19 protein-coding genes are annotated in these 15,081 nt (G+C 64.7%); 6 read left to right on the top strand and 13 right to left on the bottom strand.

The features are described 5' to 3' along the window. Nucleotides 1-63: 63 nt before the first annotated feature. On the bottom strand, nt 64-1,260 hold the full coding sequence (locus ACXJL8_RS14240) for a YbfB/YjiJ family MFS transporter (RefSeq protein ID WP_456620825.1): 1,197 nt from the start codon (nt 1,258-1,260) through the stop codon (nt 64-66). Nucleotides 1,261-1,504: 244 nt separating this feature from the next. Here ACXJL8_RS14240 and leuB point away from each other — a divergent pair, with 244 nt between their 5' ends. Together leuB and ACXJL8_RS14230 are read left to right on the top strand one after the other, a co-directional pair. Further along, nucleotides 1,505-2,617 carry a 3-isopropylmalate dehydrogenase gene (gene leuB, locus ACXJL8_RS14235; RefSeq protein ID WP_456620826.1) on the top strand — a complete coding sequence of 371 codons (1,113 nt, stop codon included), beginning with the start codon at nt 1,505-1,507 and terminating at the stop codon, nt 2,615-2,617. 209 nt (nt 2,618-2,826) lie between these two features. Beyond that, nucleotides 2,827-3,465, top strand: a complete 639-nt coding sequence (locus ACXJL8_RS14230; RefSeq protein ID WP_456620827.1) for a DapH/DapD/GlmU-related protein — start codon at nt 2,827-2,829, stop codon at nt 3,463-3,465. A 73-nt stretch (nt 3,466-3,538) separates the two neighbouring features. On the opposite strand, the gene ACXJL8_RS14225 is transcribed toward ACXJL8_RS14230, so the two are convergent. Then, nucleotides 3,539-3,925, bottom strand: coding sequence for a hypothetical protein (locus ACXJL8_RS14225; RefSeq protein ID WP_456620828.1), 387 nt, complete (start codon nt 3,923-3,925; stop codon nt 3,539-3,541). 157 nt (nt 3,926-4,082) lie between these two features. Beyond that, the gene (locus ACXJL8_RS14220; protein ID WP_456620829.1) at nt 4,083-4,883 is read right to left on the bottom strand and encodes a hypothetical protein; all 801 of its coding nucleotides are present in this window, start codon (nt 4,881-4,883) and stop codon (nt 4,083-4,085) included. Nucleotides 4,884-4,999: 116 nt separating this feature from the next. Here ACXJL8_RS14220 and ACXJL8_RS14215 point away from each other — a divergent pair, with 116 nt between their 5' ends. Next, nucleotides 5,000-6,034 carry an aspartate-semialdehyde dehydrogenase gene (locus ACXJL8_RS14215; protein ID WP_456620830.1) on the top strand — a complete coding sequence of 345 codons (1,035 nt, stop codon included), beginning with the start codon at nt 5,000-5,002 and terminating at the stop codon, nt 6,032-6,034. 112 nt (nt 6,035-6,146) lie between these two features. Here ACXJL8_RS14215 and ACXJL8_RS14210 read toward each other — a convergent pair whose 3' ends face one another. Next, nucleotides 6,147-6,791, bottom strand: coding sequence for a carbonic anhydrase (locus ACXJL8_RS14210; protein WP_456620831.1), 645 nt, complete (start codon nt 6,789-6,791; stop codon nt 6,147-6,149). Between the two features lie 107 nt (nt 6,792-6,898). Here ACXJL8_RS14210 and ACXJL8_RS14205 point away from each other — a divergent pair, with 107 nt between their 5' ends. Continuing rightward, on the top strand, nt 6,899-7,780 hold the full coding sequence (locus tag ACXJL8_RS14205; protein ID WP_456620832.1) for an HpcH/HpaI aldolase/citrate lyase family protein: 882 nt from the start codon (nt 6,899-6,901) through the stop codon (nt 7,778-7,780). Here ACXJL8_RS14205 and ACXJL8_RS14200 read toward each other — a convergent pair. The 4 genes from ACXJL8_RS14200 to ACXJL8_RS14185 form a co-directional block, all read right to left on the bottom strand. Continuing rightward, nucleotides 7,777-8,196, bottom strand: coding sequence for a DUF6455 family protein (locus ACXJL8_RS14200; RefSeq protein ID WP_456620833.1), 420 nt, complete (start codon nt 8,194-8,196; stop codon nt 7,777-7,779). The genes ACXJL8_RS14205 and ACXJL8_RS14200 overlap by 4 nt on opposite strands. Nucleotides 8,197-8,480: 284 nt before the next feature. Then, a complete protein-coding gene (locus ACXJL8_RS14195) occupies nt 8,481-9,266 on the bottom strand; it encodes a hypothetical protein (protein WP_456685129.1) in 786 nt (261 codons plus the stop codon). 80 nt (nt 9,267-9,346) lie between these two features. After that, complete coding sequence (leuD, locus tag ACXJL8_RS14190) at nt 9,347-9,952, bottom strand: 3-isopropylmalate dehydratase small subunit (protein WP_456620835.1); 606 nt, start codon at nt 9,950-9,952, stop codon at nt 9,347-9,349. Between the two features lie 81 nt (nt 9,953-10,033). Then, a complete protein-coding gene (locus tag ACXJL8_RS14185; RefSeq protein WP_456620836.1) occupies nt 10,034-10,432 on the bottom strand; it encodes a metallopeptidase family protein in 399 nt (132 codons plus the stop codon). Between the two features lie 161 nt (nt 10,433-10,593). Here ACXJL8_RS14185 and ACXJL8_RS14180 point away from each other — a divergent pair, with 161 nt between their 5' ends. After that, nucleotides 10,594-10,872 (top strand): hypothetical protein, encoded by a 279-nt coding sequence (locus tag ACXJL8_RS14180; RefSeq protein ID WP_456620880.1) that lies wholly within the window; start codon nt 10,594-10,596, stop codon nt 10,870-10,872. A gap of 7 nt (nt 10,873-10,879) precedes the next feature. Here the strand turns inward: ACXJL8_RS14180 and ACXJL8_RS14175 are convergent, their stop codons facing one another. Both ACXJL8_RS14175 and ACXJL8_RS14170 read right to left on the bottom strand, forming a co-directional pair. Continuing rightward, nucleotides 10,880-11,089 carry a hypothetical protein gene (locus ACXJL8_RS14175; protein ID WP_456620837.1) on the bottom strand — a complete coding sequence of 70 codons (210 nt, stop codon included), beginning with the start codon at nt 11,087-11,089 and terminating at the stop codon, nt 10,880-10,882. A 561-nt stretch (nt 11,090-11,650) separates the two neighbouring features. Next, nucleotides 11,651-11,950: a DUF1330 domain-containing protein gene (locus ACXJL8_RS14170; RefSeq protein WP_456620838.1), complete on the bottom strand. Its 300-nt coding sequence runs from the start codon at nt 11,948-11,950 to the stop codon at nt 11,651-11,653. Nucleotides 11,951-12,137: 187 nt separating this feature from the next. On the opposite strand from ACXJL8_RS14170, the gene ACXJL8_RS14165 reads away from it, so the two are divergent. Beyond that, entirely contained in the window at nt 12,138-12,701 is a 564-nt protein-coding gene (locus tag ACXJL8_RS14165; protein ID WP_456620839.1) for a hypothetical protein, read from the top strand. A gap of 97 nt (nt 12,702-12,798) precedes the next feature. On the opposite strand, the gene ACXJL8_RS14160 is transcribed toward ACXJL8_RS14165, so the two are convergent. The 3 genes from ACXJL8_RS14160 to rplS form a co-directional block, all read right to left on the bottom strand. Then, nucleotides 12,799-13,008, bottom strand: a complete 210-nt coding sequence (locus ACXJL8_RS14160; protein WP_456620840.1) for a hypothetical protein — start codon at nt 13,006-13,008, stop codon at nt 12,799-12,801. A gap of 94 nt (nt 13,009-13,102) precedes the next feature. Next, nucleotides 13,103-14,509 carry a 3-isopropylmalate dehydratase large subunit gene (gene leuC, locus ACXJL8_RS14155; RefSeq protein ID WP_456685128.1) on the bottom strand — a complete coding sequence of 469 codons (1,407 nt, stop codon included), beginning with the start codon at nt 14,507-14,509 and terminating at the stop codon, nt 13,103-13,105. 325 nt (nt 14,510-14,834) lie between these two features. Further along, on the bottom strand, nt 14,835-15,081 hold a 247-nt coding region (gene rplS / locus ACXJL8_RS14150; protein WP_456685127.1), incomplete at its 5' end, for a 50S ribosomal protein L19.

Raw genomic sequence — 15,081 nt, 5'->3', positions numbered from 1 at the left:
GCGAGTCTTCGCCAAACTGCTCCCTGGGGTTATGGGTCCCGGCCTTCGCCGGGACAACAGCATCTATGAGGAAGCCTTCGCCCCCACCTTCCGCTGGCACAGCGCCGCAACCGCCCCCAGCGCCAGCAGCGCCGCCGATACATTGAGCGCGTAACTCAAGCTCCCGAGCGCATCCGTGATCGCGCCGACCGCGATCGGCCCGAGTGTCTGGCCGATGCCGAAGGAGATCGTCATTGCCGCGATCGCGGTCGGCCAAACCTCGGGCGGATAGTTGAAGCGCACGAAGGCCGTGGTCGAGTTGACGACGGCGAAGAAGGCGACGCCGAACACGACTGCGGAGACAGCCAGCCAGGCCGTCGAATGTCCCAGCATCGGCAGGCCGGCGCCGAGCGCATTGGTGCCGAGGATGATGGCGGTTGCGAGTCCGCCGCGGTCGAGCGCGAGCACACCGCGCCAGACCCAGGGCGTCACGAAGGCGCTGACGCCGATCAGGCCCCAGAACGCGGCCTGCGCCGTCGCATCGCCGCCGCCGTCGCGGACATAGGCGATCATGAAGGTCATGTAGGCGATGTAGCCCGCGCCGAACAGGAAGTAGCCGGCCAGGTAGACCAGCACCGGGACAATCGCAAAGGAGGCATGGCTGGCTTCGGTGAAGCGCGCCTTGCTCTCGATACGGACCAGGAACAGCGGGACGGTCATCACGGCGGAGAGCAGCGTCAGCGCCCACCACACGATCCACCACGAGCCCGGCCCGAACCATTGCAGCGTGAAAGGCGCGATGAGCCCGGAGGCGAGAATGCCGGCGCCGGGGCCGGCATAGAACAGGCTGAGCAGGAAATTGGCGCGCTCGGGATGCGACTGCGCGATGGTGGCGGCGAGTGCGCCGCCGGCGACGAAGCCGGCCGCGGCGCCGATGCCCAGCACCAGCCGCGCCAGGCTCAGCGCGAAAAAATTCCCGGTCAGCGCGCAAGTCGCGAGCGCGGCGAGGCAAGCCAGGGTTCCGCCGCGGATCGCGGCCGACCAGCCGACGCGCCGGATCAGCCGGGACGCCATCAGCGCGCCCACGAGATAGCCGACGGCATTGATGGTGTTCATGAAACCGGCCGCCGAGTAGGACCAGTTCAGGCTATCGCGCATGTCCGGCAGCACCAGCGCATAAGCAAAACGACCGATGCCGAGCCCGACCGTCGCAGCCAGCGACAGGATCAGGATCAGCCGCGCGGGGTGCGCGTCGGGCAGGGGGCGGTCAGCGGTGCGCAAGGGCTACTCCGGCAGCATGATTGTGGCAGGCCCTGCCCGCCTTGCACAGCGGCGAAGCGGCAATGGTGTCTTGCCAAGCGCGCAAGGCCGCTCTAGCACTCCGGCCGGCCGTCATTCCGGGGCGCGCCTCTTGGCGCGAGCCCGGAATCCATTCCGCCACTTGTTGCGTGGCCTGATGGATTCCGGGCTCGCTCGCTTTGCTCGCGCCCCGGAATGACGAGAGAGGATTGAGAAGGATCTGACCATGGCGACCCACAAACTGCTGCTGCTCCCCGGCGACGGTATCGGCCCCGAGGTGATGGGCGAGGTGAAGCGGCTGATCGACTGGCTCAATACGGCCGGGATCGCCAAATTCGAGACCGATACCGGCCTCGTCGGCGGTTCGGCCTATGACGCGCACAAGGTGTCGATCTCCGAGGGCGACATGGCCAAGGCCAAGGACGCCGATGCGATCATTTTCGGCGCGGTCGGCGGCCCGAAATGGGATGCGGTGCCCTATGAGGTGCGCCCCGAAGCCGGCCTGCTGCGCCTGCGCAAGGATCTCGGCCTGTTCGCCAACCTCCGTCCCGCGGTGTGCTATCCGGCGCTGGCCGATGCCTCGAGCCTGAAGCGCGAGGCGATCGAAGGCCTCGACATCGTCATCGTGCGCGAGCTCACCGGCGGCGTCTATTTCGGCGAGCCCAAGACCATCACCGATCTCGGCAACGGCCAGAAGCGCGCCATCGATACCCAGGTCTACGACACTTATGAGATCGAGCGCATCGCCCGCGTCGCCTTCGACCTTGCCAAGAAGCGCAAGAACAAGGTGACGTCGATGGAGAAGCGCAACGTCATGAAGTCGGGCGTGCTCTGGAACGAGGTGGTGACGCAGGTCCACAAGCGCGAATATGCCGACGTGACGCTGGAACATCAGCTCGCCGATTCCGGCGGCATGATGCTGGTGAAATGGCCCAAGCAGTTCGACGTCATCGTCACCGACAATCTGTTCGGCGACATGCTGTCCGACATCGCTGCGATGCTCACCGGCTCGCTCGGCATGCTGCCCTCGGCCTCGCTCGGCGAGGTCGACGTCAAGAGCAAGAAGCGCAAGGCGCTGTATGAGCCCGTGCACGGCTCGGCGCCCGATATCGCCGGCCAAGGCCTCGCCAACCCGATTGCGATGATCTCGTCCTTCGGCATGGCGTTGCGCTACTCCTTCGACCTGGGCGCGCTCGCCGACAAGCTGGACCAGGCGATCGCCGCGGTGCTGGCCAGCGGCCTGCGCACCGCCGACATCAAGTCGGACGGCACCACCGCCGCCTCGACCACGCAGATGGGCGAAGCGATTTTGAAGGAATTGCAGAAGCTGCACGCGTAAGGCTTGCACTGCAATTGTAGGGTGGGCAAAGCGAGAGCGTGCCCACCACTTCTAAAGATGGTGGGCACGGCGCAAGCGCGCCTTTGCCCACCCTACAGCCAAGCGATTAATCGTAGCCCGGATGAGCGAAGCGACATCCGGAATCTTGCCTGCCGTGTTCCCGGGAATCGCTACGCTCACCCGGGCTACGACGTCATCGGAGCCGCTTCATGGATACCTCGCCCCGCCCCAAGATCGCGGAAACCATCATCCATGAGACGGTGCGCCAGCGCGAGGCGCAGATCGGGCGGCGCTGCGAGATCCTCGCCAACACGCGCATCGAATTTTCCTCGCTCGGCGACTACTCCTATCTCGGCGAGAATTGCGAGGTCGCCGACGCGGGAATCGGAAAATTCACCGCCATCGCCAATTCGGTGCGGATCGGCGCGCCGAACCATCCGATGGGCCGTCCGTCCCAGCATCGCTTCACCTATGTCCCGGAATATTACGAGGCGAGCGCGACGCGCGACCGCGACTTCTTCGCGGACCGCCGCGGCGACCGCGTGATCATCGGCAATGATGTCTGGATCGGGCACGCCGCCATCCTGCTGCCGGGCGTCACGGTCGGCGACGGCGCGGTGATCGCCGCAGGCGCGGTCGTCAGCCGCGATGTGCCGCCCTACACGATCGTCGGCGGCGTTCCCGCGCGCCCCATCCGCAAGCGCTTCGATGATTCCGTCGCGGAAAGCCTGCGCCGTATCGCCTGGTGGGATTGGCCGGACGAGCTCATCTTCGAGCGCCTCGCTGATTTTCGCTCCGAGGCGATCGAAGAATTCTGCAGGCGCTACGACCCGGCAGCCAACGCGTAAAGCGGACGCATCTTCACCAATAAAAATGGCCGGGCGTGAGCCCGGCCATTTTGATTCGGGAGATAGGTCCGCTTCAGTACAGCGGGAAATTCCGCGGATAGCCGCCGACGTCGGCCGGCGTGCTCAGCGGCTGGCGATCGATCGGGCGGTTGTTGTTCTCGCGGGCGAAGGTCGGATAGCCGATCGCCGGCGGGAAAGCGTAGTCGGAGAACTTGCGGTCGCCCGGATTGACCTCGGTGCCGCCGTCGAGCCAGGAGCGCTTGCTCACATAGAGGCGGGTGCGACCCTGCTGATAGACCGCGTTGGGGCCGCTCGGGCCGTAATAGGGACGGCCGTTGTCATAACGCTGCTTCTTGGTGTCGGCCGAGGCTGGTGTCGCGAGGGCTGAGGACATGGCAACCACGGCGCCGGCCGCAAGCCACATCGCCAGTTTGTTCGCGGCAGAGAAATTCGAGCTCATCACGTCCCCTTCAGGCGGCAAGCCGCCAATCGATTTCGACCCCATACTAGCCCGGCCGGGGCGGCCGCAACTAGGTCTATTGGGTCACACCACGCCGGAATAATCGTGCGTGCCGGCAAAAGTTGCATGGAAACCAGCCACTTGAGCTTGATGCCGGTCAAAGCGCCCCGCGCAATTGCGCGTTCGCGGCGCCCAGCAGCCAGTCGGATGAGCCGGCGGGGTCGCAAGAGCGGCGCTTGAGCTCGGCGTGGGCGAACAATTCCGCCAGCTTCGGCTCGTTGCCCGATGTGAGCAGCGTCAGCCGGTTCAGCGTGCAGGCGATCGCGGCGCGCCGGGCCGGCACGGTGTCGCCCTGGCAGGAGAAGCCGGAGATCTGGAGCGCAGGGTCCTCGTTGCGCTTGAGATAGCCGAGGCAGGTCTGCCTCCCCTTCGCCGTGGCGCTGGGACGGAACAGCGCAACGGGTCCGAATTTCGTGTCGATCATGCCGGCTTGCTCGAGCGGCGCCTCGGCGCCGAGGCCTAGCGGAAGGCCCATCTGGATGGCCAGATCGGCGGCGGCCGGACGAGCCAGGTCGAATTCGCCCCCTGGCCGGTAGATTTCGAGCTCGGCGAGCGGCCGGTCCGCCTCGCCGGTCCAGCGCAGCACGTCCCTGCGGCCGCCCTCGGGGTGCCGAAAGATAGTGTAAGCGGCTGATTTATCGGATGAATCCATTCGGCTGACGGCAAAGGCCGGATGCGAGCGGTCAGCGACGCTCCAGCCCGGCTTCATCCCCGGCTCGTCGTCGCGCAGGCTCGGCAACTGGCCGAGCGCGGCAAGCCCGAGGATGGCAAACAGCACCAAAACCCCCACATAGGCGAACAGGCGCGCCAGCGTGCCCACGACCTCATCGGCGAAATTGGCGAGCGCAAGATGGATCTGGGTGGGCGTTGCGGCCGTGCTGGCCTCAGGCGACTGCATCCACGGCCTTCAGGCATGGTCCAACGTTGTCTTGAGGCCGGTTCTCGCATAGAAGCGCTGCTCTTCCTGTTTAAGCGTCAGCTTCAGGAAAGGGCTTTTTCATCGGAGAGTGAACGATGGGTTACAAAGTCGCAGTGGTCGGCGCGACCGGCAATGTCGGACGGGAAATGCTCAACATCCTCGATGAGCGCAAATTCCCCGCGGACGAGGTCGTCGTATTGGCGTCACGCCGCAGCGTCGGCGTCGAGGTCTCCTATGGCGACCGCACCCTGAAGGTCAAAGCGCTCGAGCATTACGACTTCTCCGACGTCGACATCTGCCTGATGTCGGCGGGCGGTGAGGTGTCGAAGGAATGGTCGCCGAAGATCGGCGCCGCCGGCACGGTCGTGATCGACAATTCCTCGGCCTGGCGCATGGACCCGGACGTGCCGCTGATCGTGCCGGAAGTGAACGCGGACGCGGCCAAGGGCTTCGCCAAGAAGAACATCATCGCCAACCCGAACTGCTCGACCGCGCAGCTCGTGGTCGCGCTGAAGCCGTTGCACGACAAGGCGACGATCAAGCGCGTCGTGGTCTCGACCTATCAATCGGTGTCCGGCGCCGGCAAGGACGCGATGGACGAACTGTTCTCGCAGACCAAGGCCGTCTACACCAACAGCGAGCTGATCGCGAAGAAATTCCCCAAGCGCATCGCTTTCAACGTCATCCCCCACATCGACGTCTTCATGGAGGACGGCTACACCAAGGAAGAGTGGAAGATGATGATGGAGACCAAGAAGATTCTTGATCCCAGGATCAAGCTTTCCGCGACCTGCGTGCGCGTGCCGGTGTTCGTCGGCCACTCCGAGGCCGTCAACATCGAGTTCGAGAACCCGATCACGGCCGATGAAGCGCGCGACATCCTGCGCAAGGCGCCGGGCTGCCTCGTCATCGACAAGCAGGAGCCCGGCGGCTACGCCACGCCGTATGAAGCGGCCGGCGAGGACGCCACCTATATCAGCCGCATCCGCGAGGATGCGACGGTGGAGAACGGCCTGGTGCTGTGGTGCGTGTCGGACAATCTGCGCAAGGGCGCCGCGCTCAACGCGATCCAGATCGCCGAAGTCCTGATCAACCGCAAGCTGATCAGCGCGAAGAAGAAGGCGGCGTAAGGGAAGCGTTGCTTCGTAGGGTGGGTTAGCGAAGCGTAACCCACCTCTTTACTTTCCGCGGTGACAGACATGGTGGGTTACGCCTTCGGCTAACCCACCCTACAAGAGCGGCCTACGCCGCGTCCCTGACGCTGCGAAATTCCTTCGCGACCTGGTCCAGCACGAACAGCGATCCCTCCGCGACGCCGAAATAGGCGCCGTGGAGCTGCATCTGGCCGGCATCGACCGCCTTGCGCACGAACGGGAACGTCATCAGGTTTTCCAGGCTGCGGAACACCGCGGCCTTCTCGATGCGCTCGACGAATTGCGCCATCGTCTCGTGGTCGCGCTGCTCGACGATCTCCCCCGGCTTGATGAACATCTGCATCCATTTGCCGATGAAATCGCCGGGCGTGAGCGGCTCGATCTTGTCGACGAAGGCGCGGATGCCGCCGCATTGGGCGTGCCCGAGCACGACGATGTGCTTGATGCGCAGCACCGTGACCGCGTATTCCAGCGCCGCCGAGACGCCGTGCGCATTGCCGTCGGGCTGATACACCGGCACGAGATTGGCGATGTTGCGGACGACGAAGAGCTCGCCGGGGCCGACGTCGAAGATCACCTCGGGCGAGACGCGCGAGTCGCAGCAGCCGATCACCATCACTTCCGGCGACTGCCCCCTCACCGACAGGTCGCGGTAGCGGGTCTGCTCGGTCGGCAGCCGCTGGGTGGCGAAGGCCTTGTAGCCTTCCAGCAAGTGCTGAGGGAACGTGATCATGACCTATGCCTAACCATAGACCCGGGGAGCGAACAAGCCTTTCGAATAGGCAGGCCAGATGCTATCGGCTTTGGTCAGAACACGGAAAACCTCAAGGGAACGCTTGCATGACCCGCCCGCGCCGCAGCCATCTGTTCATGCCCGGCTCCAACCCCCGCGCGCTGGAAAAGGCCCAGAACCTGCCGGCCGACGGCCTGATCCTCGATCTGGAAGATTCCGTCGCCCCCGACCTCAAGGGGGTGGCGCGTGACGGCATCGCCGCCGCGATCGCGGACAAGGGGTTCGGCAAGCGCGAGATTTTGATCCGGACCAACGGCCTCGACACGCCCTGGTGGGCCGATGACGTCGCGATGGCCGCAAAAGCTTCGCCGGACGGCATCCTGGTTCCAAAAGTCTCGAGCGTCGAAGATCTCGACACGATCGGCCGCCGCCTCGCCGAACTTGGCGCCGCGCCGACCGTGAAGGTCTGGGCCATGATCGAGACCGCGCGCGCGGTGCTGCATGCCGAGGAGCTGGCCGCCGCCGGGCGCGATCCGAAGACGCGCCTGTCGGGTTTCGTGTTCGGGCCGAACGACATCTCGCGCGAGACGCGGATCAAAATGCTGCCGGGTCGCGCCGCGATGATTCCGATGATCACCCACTGTATCCTGGCGACGCGCGCCCATGGCCTCGAAATTCTCGACGGCCCCTACAGCGACATTGCCAATTCCGACGGCTTCGCCACCGAATGCGCCCAGGGCCGCGATCTCGGCTTCGACGGCAAGACGCTGATCCACCCCTCGCAGATCGACGCCTGCAACGCCATCTTCACCCCGCCCGAGGAGGAAGTCGCGCGTGCGCGCAAAATCATCGCGGCATTCGAATTGCCGGAGAACGTCTCGCGCGGCGCGATCCGGCTCGACGGCGCAATGGTGGAGCGACTGCACGCCGACATGGCGCGGCGCACGATCGAGATCGCGGATGCGATTGCGGCGATGAGCAAGTCTTAGCGCGGCGCGAGGTCGGCGCGATCGAGCGACTCCAGCGTCGAGGCATTCGCACAGTAGCCGTGGTAGTTCTCTGCGGCAGTGCCGCTGGCGAGGTCGCGGTCGCATTGTCCCTTGCTATTGCAGAGCGAGCAGACCCGCACCATGTCGCGCAGCAGCAGCGGCTGTGCGCGGCCGAGCCCTTCGGCATTGATGCCGAGCTGTTCCAGCATCTTCGGCAGTTCGTCGGCGGCGTGCTTGCCGTGGCGAACCAGCTCTTCGAGATCATCGGGCGCAATCCTGAGATCGCCTGCGATCCGATCGAACTCGGAGCGATCGAGCTGCCGTATTTCGTTCAGCTCGCGGCGGTGCTTCAGCCAGGAAGCAAAGGACTCGATGAGGTCCTGAACGATGGGATAAGGCCTGCTTGCGGTGCTCATGCGAAGCTCCGTTGGGCGCGTGCGATTGGAGCCGAATAGAGCACGATGGTGCAGACGCGCGTTGCGCTGGATCAAATTCGGCGCGTGTGTCCTGGCACGCGTTGCGACAGCATCGCAACAACCGCCGTCGTCGTCCCGGCGAAGGCCGGGACCCATACCGCGGGCTCGATCGATGGCGCGCGGTGCGCGTTGCCATCGTACGATGTAACTGAGAGTCTTCGCCAAACCGCCCTCTGTGGTTATGGGTCCCGGCCTTCGCCGGGACGACAGCGGAGAACTGGCGGCTACGCAAACCGCTCCGCAGCCCACGCATACAGGCTGCCCGGGATCGGCTTCTCGCCGCCGCGGCCCTTGGGCGAGATGTGCAGGCCGATGATCGCGGGGTCGGTGACGAGGCCGAGATAGCTCGAGGGATCGAAGAACAGTTTTGGCTCGGCATGCACCGCATAGAACGACTGCTTCGGCAGCGCATTCTGCAATTCGCCGGTGCGGCGCGCGAGTGCGGTGAGTGCCGCGGGTCCGAAGATCGCGACGCGGATGTCCGAGAGGCGGTTCGAGCCGCCGCGCAGGCGGCGCATCATAAACGTGATGCGGTGGCGCACCGACAGCCAGTTCGGCGTCAGCTCTTCCTGCTCCATCAGCTCTTCGAAAGCGGCAACGATGCCGTGCTCGGGCGGCAGATAGATCACGGAGTTGCCGAGCTGGCGCGGCCGCTCCCAGGCGAAATAAGGTTTTGCGGGATCGATCACGGCCGGCTTCAAGAGCAGCACGTCGGCATCGAGCCAGAGACCGGCACTCTTGGCCATCAACTTCATGCGGAAGAAGTCGCTGAACTGGAGCGTGGTCCAGTCGCGCCAGCTTCCATCCGGCTKCGGCGGCCGCAGTCGCTCGGAAAAGGCATGCGGCAGGATCGCCTCGGCGTCCGCGTTCTCGATGCCCGCGGGCAGGCCGGGAATGGTGTCGAAGCTGTACACCGTGACCCTGTGGCCGGCCGCAAGCTGCGAGCGCAGACAGGTCTGGCGCAGTGCGTCCATCGGGCCGTGCCAGAAGGTGACGATGTCGGGCAGCATGCGCGAAGCTATAGGGGATAATCAGGGCAAAGAAAAAGCCCCGGCGCTATCAGCACCGGGGCTTGAACCGGATATCGAGATCAGGCCCAGGCGCGTTCGCGCTTGAGCTTCTCCTCATAGGTGTCGATGGACGACTTCTTCTCCATCGTGAGACCGATGTCGTCGAGGCCGTTGATCAGGCAGTGCTTGCGGAACGGATCGATCTCGAACTTGACCTTGCCGCCGTCGGGACCGCGGATCTCCTGGTTCGGCAGGTCGATCGTCAGCGTCGCATTGGCGCCGCGCTCGGCGTCGTCGAACAGCTTGTCGAGGTCTTCCTGGGCAACGCGGATCGGCAGAATGCCGTTCTTGAAGCAGTTGTTGTAGAAGATGTCGCCGAACGAGGTCGAGATCACGCAGCGGATGCCGAAATCGAGCAGCGCCCAGGGCGCGTGCTCGCGGCTCGAGCCGCAGCCGAAATTGTCACCGGCGACCAGCACCTTCGAATTGCGATAGGCCGGCTGGTTGAGGACGAAATCCGGGTTCTCGCTGCCGTCGTCCTTGTAGCGCTGCTCGGAGAAGAGCCCCTTGCCAAGGCCGGTGCGCTTGATGGTCTTGAGGTACTGCTTCGGAATGATCATGTCGGTGTCGACATTGATGATCTTCAGCGGCGCCGCGACGCCCTCCAGCGTAGTGAACTTGTCCATGGTTGCGCTTCCCGGGGTGGGTTCAGGGGAAAGCGTATTTATCGCGATCGGGGCCCGAATCCTAGGCCGAATTCGGCAGATCTAGTCTGCCTGAGCCTCAATCGCCGCCATATCGTCGTCCGAGAGGCCGAAATGGTGGCCGATCTCATGGATCAGGACGTGGCGGACGATATGGCCGAGGCTTTCCTCGTGCTCGGCCCAATAGTCCAGGATCGGCCGGCGGTAGAGCCAGACCATGTTGGGCAGCCGCGCCACGTCGCCAAAGCTCTGCTGCGGCAGGCCGACGCCCTGGAACAGGCCGAGCAGGTCGAACTCGCTCTCGCATTCCATCTCGTCGAGCACCTCCTCGGTCGGGAAGTCGTCGACGCGGATGATCACGCCCTCGCAGAGCTTGCGAAATTGCGCGGGCAGGCGCTCGAAGATCCCGTGTGCCGTCGCTTCCATCTCGGCCAGCGAGGGCGCTTTCAATTCCGTCCACATGCTCTCTCCTTAGCGCGGGTTCCCCGGCGATGCATCCCGCTTTATAAGCGCGGCGAGGTTGACGGGCGCCGCCAAAACGGGGAGCGTACGGCACCTCGATGGGGACGTTTCAGGTGGGTGGTGCGATGCGGGCGGGAACAGCGGTACTGGTTCTACTTGGCATGGGGTTGTTTTCGCCATTTTGCGGTAGCGCCGAAGCCCAGACGGCCGGTCCCGACGTCCGGTTGGCCCAGGCCGCCCCGCCCGACGGCCCGCCGCCGCGCAAGCGGCCCCAGGCGCGCTTGCGCGTCACCCCCTATTACAGCCCGGACGGCGTCTATCCGCGCTACTATCCGGGTCCCGATGCGGTCCGCGTGTGCAACGCGACCTATGTGCAGGAATACCGGCCGAGCGGCACAGTGATCGTGCCGCGTATGAGCTGCTACTGGCGCCGGGGCTGAGGCAGACTTACTGCCCGCGCAGCGCGCCGAGCAGTCCGGCGCCGACGATCGCTGCGGACGCGCCATAAACCAGGATCGCCATCACCAATTGTGTGAACGGGCTCGCCGCACCGGCCTCGACGCCTGGCCCCTGCGCGGCAAGCGCCGTGCCCGCGCCGAGCGCAAGGCTCGCTGCGATCGCGAGGCGAGATATCCGCAATCCGCTGGAATTCGGCATGACCATCTCCTGCATTCGCTCGACCAGAAGATACGTTCGTCGCTGACGGCCGGTTTTGGTGGCGCCTGAAATGTTGCGCCGAGACTCAGGAACTTGTTGCGTGCGCTCTGCACGCGTCGGGAGCGCGTTCATCCATAGCCTATTCAGTCTCAAGGCTCCAGAGCTCGGCCCTAATCCTTGTGTCGTAACACCATTGGCGCCGTCATCATTGGCGCGGGCATCGTCATCACCGCCGGGCCTGTTTTAACTTGCAGACGGCCTGGTGAAGCCCGCATGCTCAAGGCGCGGAGGTCGTCATGACGCGATGGATTGCATTGGCCGTTCTCGTTGGGCTCGCCGCCGGTATGCCTCGCGCTTCCGCGATGCAGAGGACGACGAAGCCGGATGCCTCGGCGGGGATCGCAGTTTTTGATGCGCGACGACACGCGCGACACCACGACATTGCGCGGCATTCTGCGCCCCATGATCCGCGCTACTACGCGCGGCCCGTCTACTACCGTCCCTATCCCTACGGTGTGCCCGCCCCCTTCGTGCTCGGTTTCGGACCGTGGTGGTGAGGCGCTAGCCGGTAGGCGCAAATCCCTTCACCAGCAGCACGGTCGCCTGCGCGCCTGCCTTGCGATCGCGCGAGATGTCCTCGTAGTCGGGTGAGTTGGAGAAGGCGAGAAACGCGGCTTCGTCGGGAAACGACATCATGACAAGTTTGTCATAGGGCCATGCGCCTTCGAGCACACGCGGATGTTCGTCGGCCGCCAGCAGCCGTCCGTTGTACTTCCTGAACACATCGAAGAAGCGTGCCTGATAGCGGTCATACGCCGCGCGGTCCGTCATCTTCAATTGCGCGATCGCGTAGACAGTCATGGCAAGAATTCCTCCCGTCGCGGCACTGCGCCGGAGCGCGTTGCCGGAAACTCGTTCATTCATGAGGCGTTCACGTCGCTATCCCTAATTTTAATCTTGGGCGCGACCGCAAATGAACAGCCGAATGAACACCGGTGGCGCGAGACGCTGCGCCGCAATGCCGCTGTCCGGGTTCAGGGAGAATTCCATGCTGAGGATTTTGGGTGTTGGGACAAGCCCGTTACGCTTGCTCGGGCTTGCGGCCGTCACAACGCTGATGCTGTCGGCGGGGACTGCGCGTCGTGCCGAGGCGTTGACTCCGATCAATCCGGCGCCGTTGCCGGCGGCGAAGACTGCGGCCGACGACATGATCACGCAGGTTCGCCATGGCGGCGGCGGTGGTGGGCATGGCGGACATGGTGGCGGCTTCCACGGCGGTGGCGGTTTTCGCGGCGGCGGCGGTTTCCATGGTGGTGGAGGACATTTCGGCGGCTTCCGCGGCGGTGGTTTTCACGGCGGTGGTTTCCGTGCCGCGCCGGCCTTTCACGGCGGCGGTTATCGCTACGGCGGCTTGCATCGCTATGGCGGATTTCATCGCTACGGGGCCTATCGTCCCCATTACGGCTATCGCCACTTCCACCGGCGCTATTATTACGGCGGCTACTATCCCTATTACCACTATCCGCGCCGCTGCCGGATCATCTGGACCTATTACGGCCCGCGCCGCATCTGCCGCTGGCATCGCTGGCACTATCCGTACCGCTATTGGTAGCGCGAGCCTGCGTCATTCCGGGGCTCGCAAAGCGAGAACCCGGAATCTCGAGATTCCGGGTCTGGCGCTTGCGCGCCATCCCGGAATGACGTCTTAGCTACAGCCAATCCTTCAATTTCCACGACGCCGACTTCCAGCGTGTGAGGTTCTCCAGCTTCCACTGCTTGAACATCGCCGGCGGCCAGCGGCTGAGGCGCGAGGTCTCCTCGACCTCGGGCTTGGCGACGATGCGCAGCGGCGCAGGGCGACGCCGGTGCTGGCGTGTCGCCTCGCCGATCAGGTCGACATATTCGGGCTTGTTGGTCATGAGGCGTGTCCTCGCGAAACCGTCGCGAGGACACAATGTCGGCGCTGCCGATTAACGGCCGTTTGCCGCTTTAGCTCAAATTGCAGGGAGCGGCTTAGCGCCACTCCCGGACGTCGACGAAATGGCCCGCGATCGCGGCGGCCGCCGCCATCGCCGGCGACACCAGATGGGTGCGGCCCTTGAAACCCTGGCGGCCCTCGAAGTTGCGGTTCGAGGTCGAGGCGCAGCGCTCTTCCGGCTTCAGCTTGTCCGGGTTCATGGCGAGGCACATCGAGCAGCCCGGCTCGCGCCATTCGAAGCCGGCCTTGATGAAGATCTTGTCCAGACCTTCGGCTTCGGCCTGCTCCTTCACGAGGCCGGAGCCCGGCACCACCATGGCATTGACGTGGGCCGAGACCTGCTTGCCCTCCGCGATCTTGGCGGCGGCGCGCAGATCCTCGATGCGGCCATTGGTGCAGGAGCCGATGAAGATGCGGTCGAGCTTGATGTCGGTGATCTTGGTGCCCGCGGTCAGGCCCATATATTTCAAGGCGCGGTGCTTGGAGAGACGCTTGGCCTCGTCCGCGATCTTGTCCGGATCGGGCACGATGCCGGTCACCGAGATGACGTCCTCAGGCGAGGTGCCCCRGGTCACGATCGGCGGCAGCTTTGCCGCATCCAGCCGCAGCTCGTGGTCGAAATGCGCGCCGTCGTCGGAGCGCAGCTTCTCCCAGTAGCGCATGGCCGCATCCCAGTCGGCGCCCTTGGGTGCCTTGGGACGGCCGCGCAGGAAGTCGAACGCCTTCTGGTCGGGCGCAACCAGGCCGGCGCGCGCGCCGCCCTCGATCGACATGTTGCAGACCGTCATGCGGCCTTCCATGCTGAGCGCGCTGATCGCATCGCCGGCATACTCCAGCACGTAGCCGGTGCCGCCGGCGGTGCCGATCTCGCCGATGATGGCCAGGATGATGTCCTTGCCCGTCACGCCGTCCGGCAATTTGCCGTCGACGGTGACGCGCATGTTCTTCGCCTTCTTCTGGATCAGCGTCTGCGTCGCCAGCACGTGCTCGACTTCGGAGGTGCCGATGCCGTGCGCGAGCGCGCCGAACGCACCATGGGTCGAGGTGTGGCTGTCACCGCAGACGATGGTGGTGCCGGGCAGCGTAAAGCCCTGCTCGGGGCCGATGACATGGACGACGCCCTGGCGCTTGTCGAACTCGTCGTAATATTCGATGCCGAATTCCTTGGCGTTCTCGGCCAGCGCCTTGATCTGCTCGATGCTTTCAGGGTCGGGGTTCGGCTTGGTGCGGTCGGTGGTCGGCACGTTGTGGTCGACGACGGCGAGGGTCTTTTCCGGCGCGTGGACCTTGCGGCCGGTGGCGCGCAGGCCTTCGAACGCCTGCGGCGAGGTCACCTCGTGCACCAGATGGCGATCGATATACAGCAGGCAGGTGCCGTCATCGGCTTCGTGCACCAGATGGTCGTTCCAGATCTTGTCGTACAATGTGGTCGGCTTGGACATGAGCGTCAGCTCCGGGAATGTGTGTCAGCGGTATGCGCGGTCACGCGCGGGGCAACGAAGTCGTCTTCAGCGCAGCGTTTAAGCTGCGGGACTAAGCTCTGACGTTGCCGAGGTCGCGAAGCGTCCGAAGAACCGGCCAGGCAGCCGCGAGCGATCGTCGATGACGACGCGCTCGATGGGCTGCATGCTGGTCTGATCTGGAACCATTCCAGGAATATATAGCAGGCCAGTTCAGAAGCGCGAGGCCTTTGACGCGCACGGCTGAGGCAACAAAAAAGCGCGGGGTTTCGCCCCGCGCTCTTCGAAACTCGCCTGATGGCGGAGCTTACTCGTTGACGGCGGTGGCGCGGTCCTGCTTCTCGACGATGCGGGCCGACTTGCCGCGGAGATTGCGGAGATAGTAGAGCTTGGCGCGACGCACCTTGCCGCGGCGCACCACCTTGATCGAGTCGATCATCGGCGACATCAGCGGGAACACGCGCTCGACGCCCTCGCCATACGAAATCTTGCGCACGGTGAAGCTCTCGTTGAGGCCACCGCCGGAACGGCCGATGCAGACGCCTTCATAGGCC

The organism is Bradyrhizobium sp. P5_C11_2, from assembly GCF_054049755.1.
The sequence above is the reverse complement of the archived record's forward strand: the minus strand, read 5'-3'. Positions and strand labels throughout refer to the sequence as shown.

What these genes read in the sequence shown, in the direction of transcription:
- leuB (WP_456620826.1), top strand. Translation starts at nt 1,505, where the DNA reads ATGGCGACCCACAAACTGCTGCTGCTCCCCGGCGACGGTATCGGCCCC.
- ACXJL8_RS14230 (WP_456620827.1), top strand. Translation starts at nt 2,827, where the DNA reads ATGGATACCTCGCCCCGCCCCAAGATCGCGGAAACCATCATCCATGAG.
- ACXJL8_RS14225 (WP_456620828.1), bottom strand. Translation starts at nt 3,925, where the DNA reads ATGAGCTCGAATTTCTCTGCCGCGAACAAACTGGCGATGTGGCTTGCG.
- ACXJL8_RS14220 (WP_456620829.1), bottom strand. Translation starts at nt 4,883, where the DNA reads ATGCAGTCGCCTGAGGCCAGCACGGCCGCAACGCCCACCCAGATCCAT.
- ACXJL8_RS14215 (WP_456620830.1), top strand. Translation starts at nt 5,000, where the DNA reads ATGGGTTACAAAGTCGCAGTGGTCGGCGCGACCGGCAATGTCGGACGG.
- ACXJL8_RS14210 (WP_456620831.1), bottom strand. Translation starts at nt 6,791, where the DNA reads ATGATCACGTTCCCTCAGCACTTGCTGGAAGGCTACAAGGCCTTCGCC.
- ACXJL8_RS14205 (WP_456620832.1), top strand. Translation starts at nt 6,899, where the DNA reads ATGACCCGCCCGCGCCGCAGCCATCTGTTCATGCCCGGCTCCAACCCC.
- ACXJL8_RS14200 (WP_456620833.1), bottom strand. Translation starts at nt 8,196, where the DNA reads ATGAGCACCGCAAGCAGGCCTTATCCCATCGTTCAGGACCTCATCGAG.
- leuD (WP_456620835.1), bottom strand. Translation starts at nt 9,952, where the DNA reads ATGGACAAGTTCACTACGCTGGAGGGCGTCGCGGCGCCGCTGAAGATC.
- ACXJL8_RS14185 (WP_456620836.1), bottom strand. Translation starts at nt 10,432, where the DNA reads ATGTGGACGGAATTGAAAGCGCCCTCGCTGGCCGAGATGGAAGCGACG.
- ACXJL8_RS14180 (WP_456620880.1), top strand. Translation starts at nt 10,594, where the DNA reads ATGGGGTTGTTTTCGCCATTTTGCGGTAGCGCCGAAGCCCAGACGGCC.
- ACXJL8_RS14175 (WP_456620837.1), bottom strand. Translation starts at nt 11,089, where the DNA reads ATGCCGAATTCCAGCGGATTGCGGATATCTCGCCTCGCGATCGCAGCG.
- ACXJL8_RS14170 (WP_456620838.1), bottom strand. Translation starts at nt 11,950, where the DNA reads ATGACTGTCTACGCGATCGCGCAATTGAAGATGACGGACCGCGCGGCG.
- ACXJL8_RS14165 (WP_456620839.1), top strand. Translation starts at nt 12,138, where the DNA reads ATGCTGAGGATTTTGGGTGTTGGGACAAGCCCGTTACGCTTGCTCGGG.
- ACXJL8_RS14160 (WP_456620840.1), bottom strand. Translation starts at nt 13,008, where the DNA reads ATGACCAACAAGCCCGAATATGTCGACCTGATCGGCGAGGCGACACGC.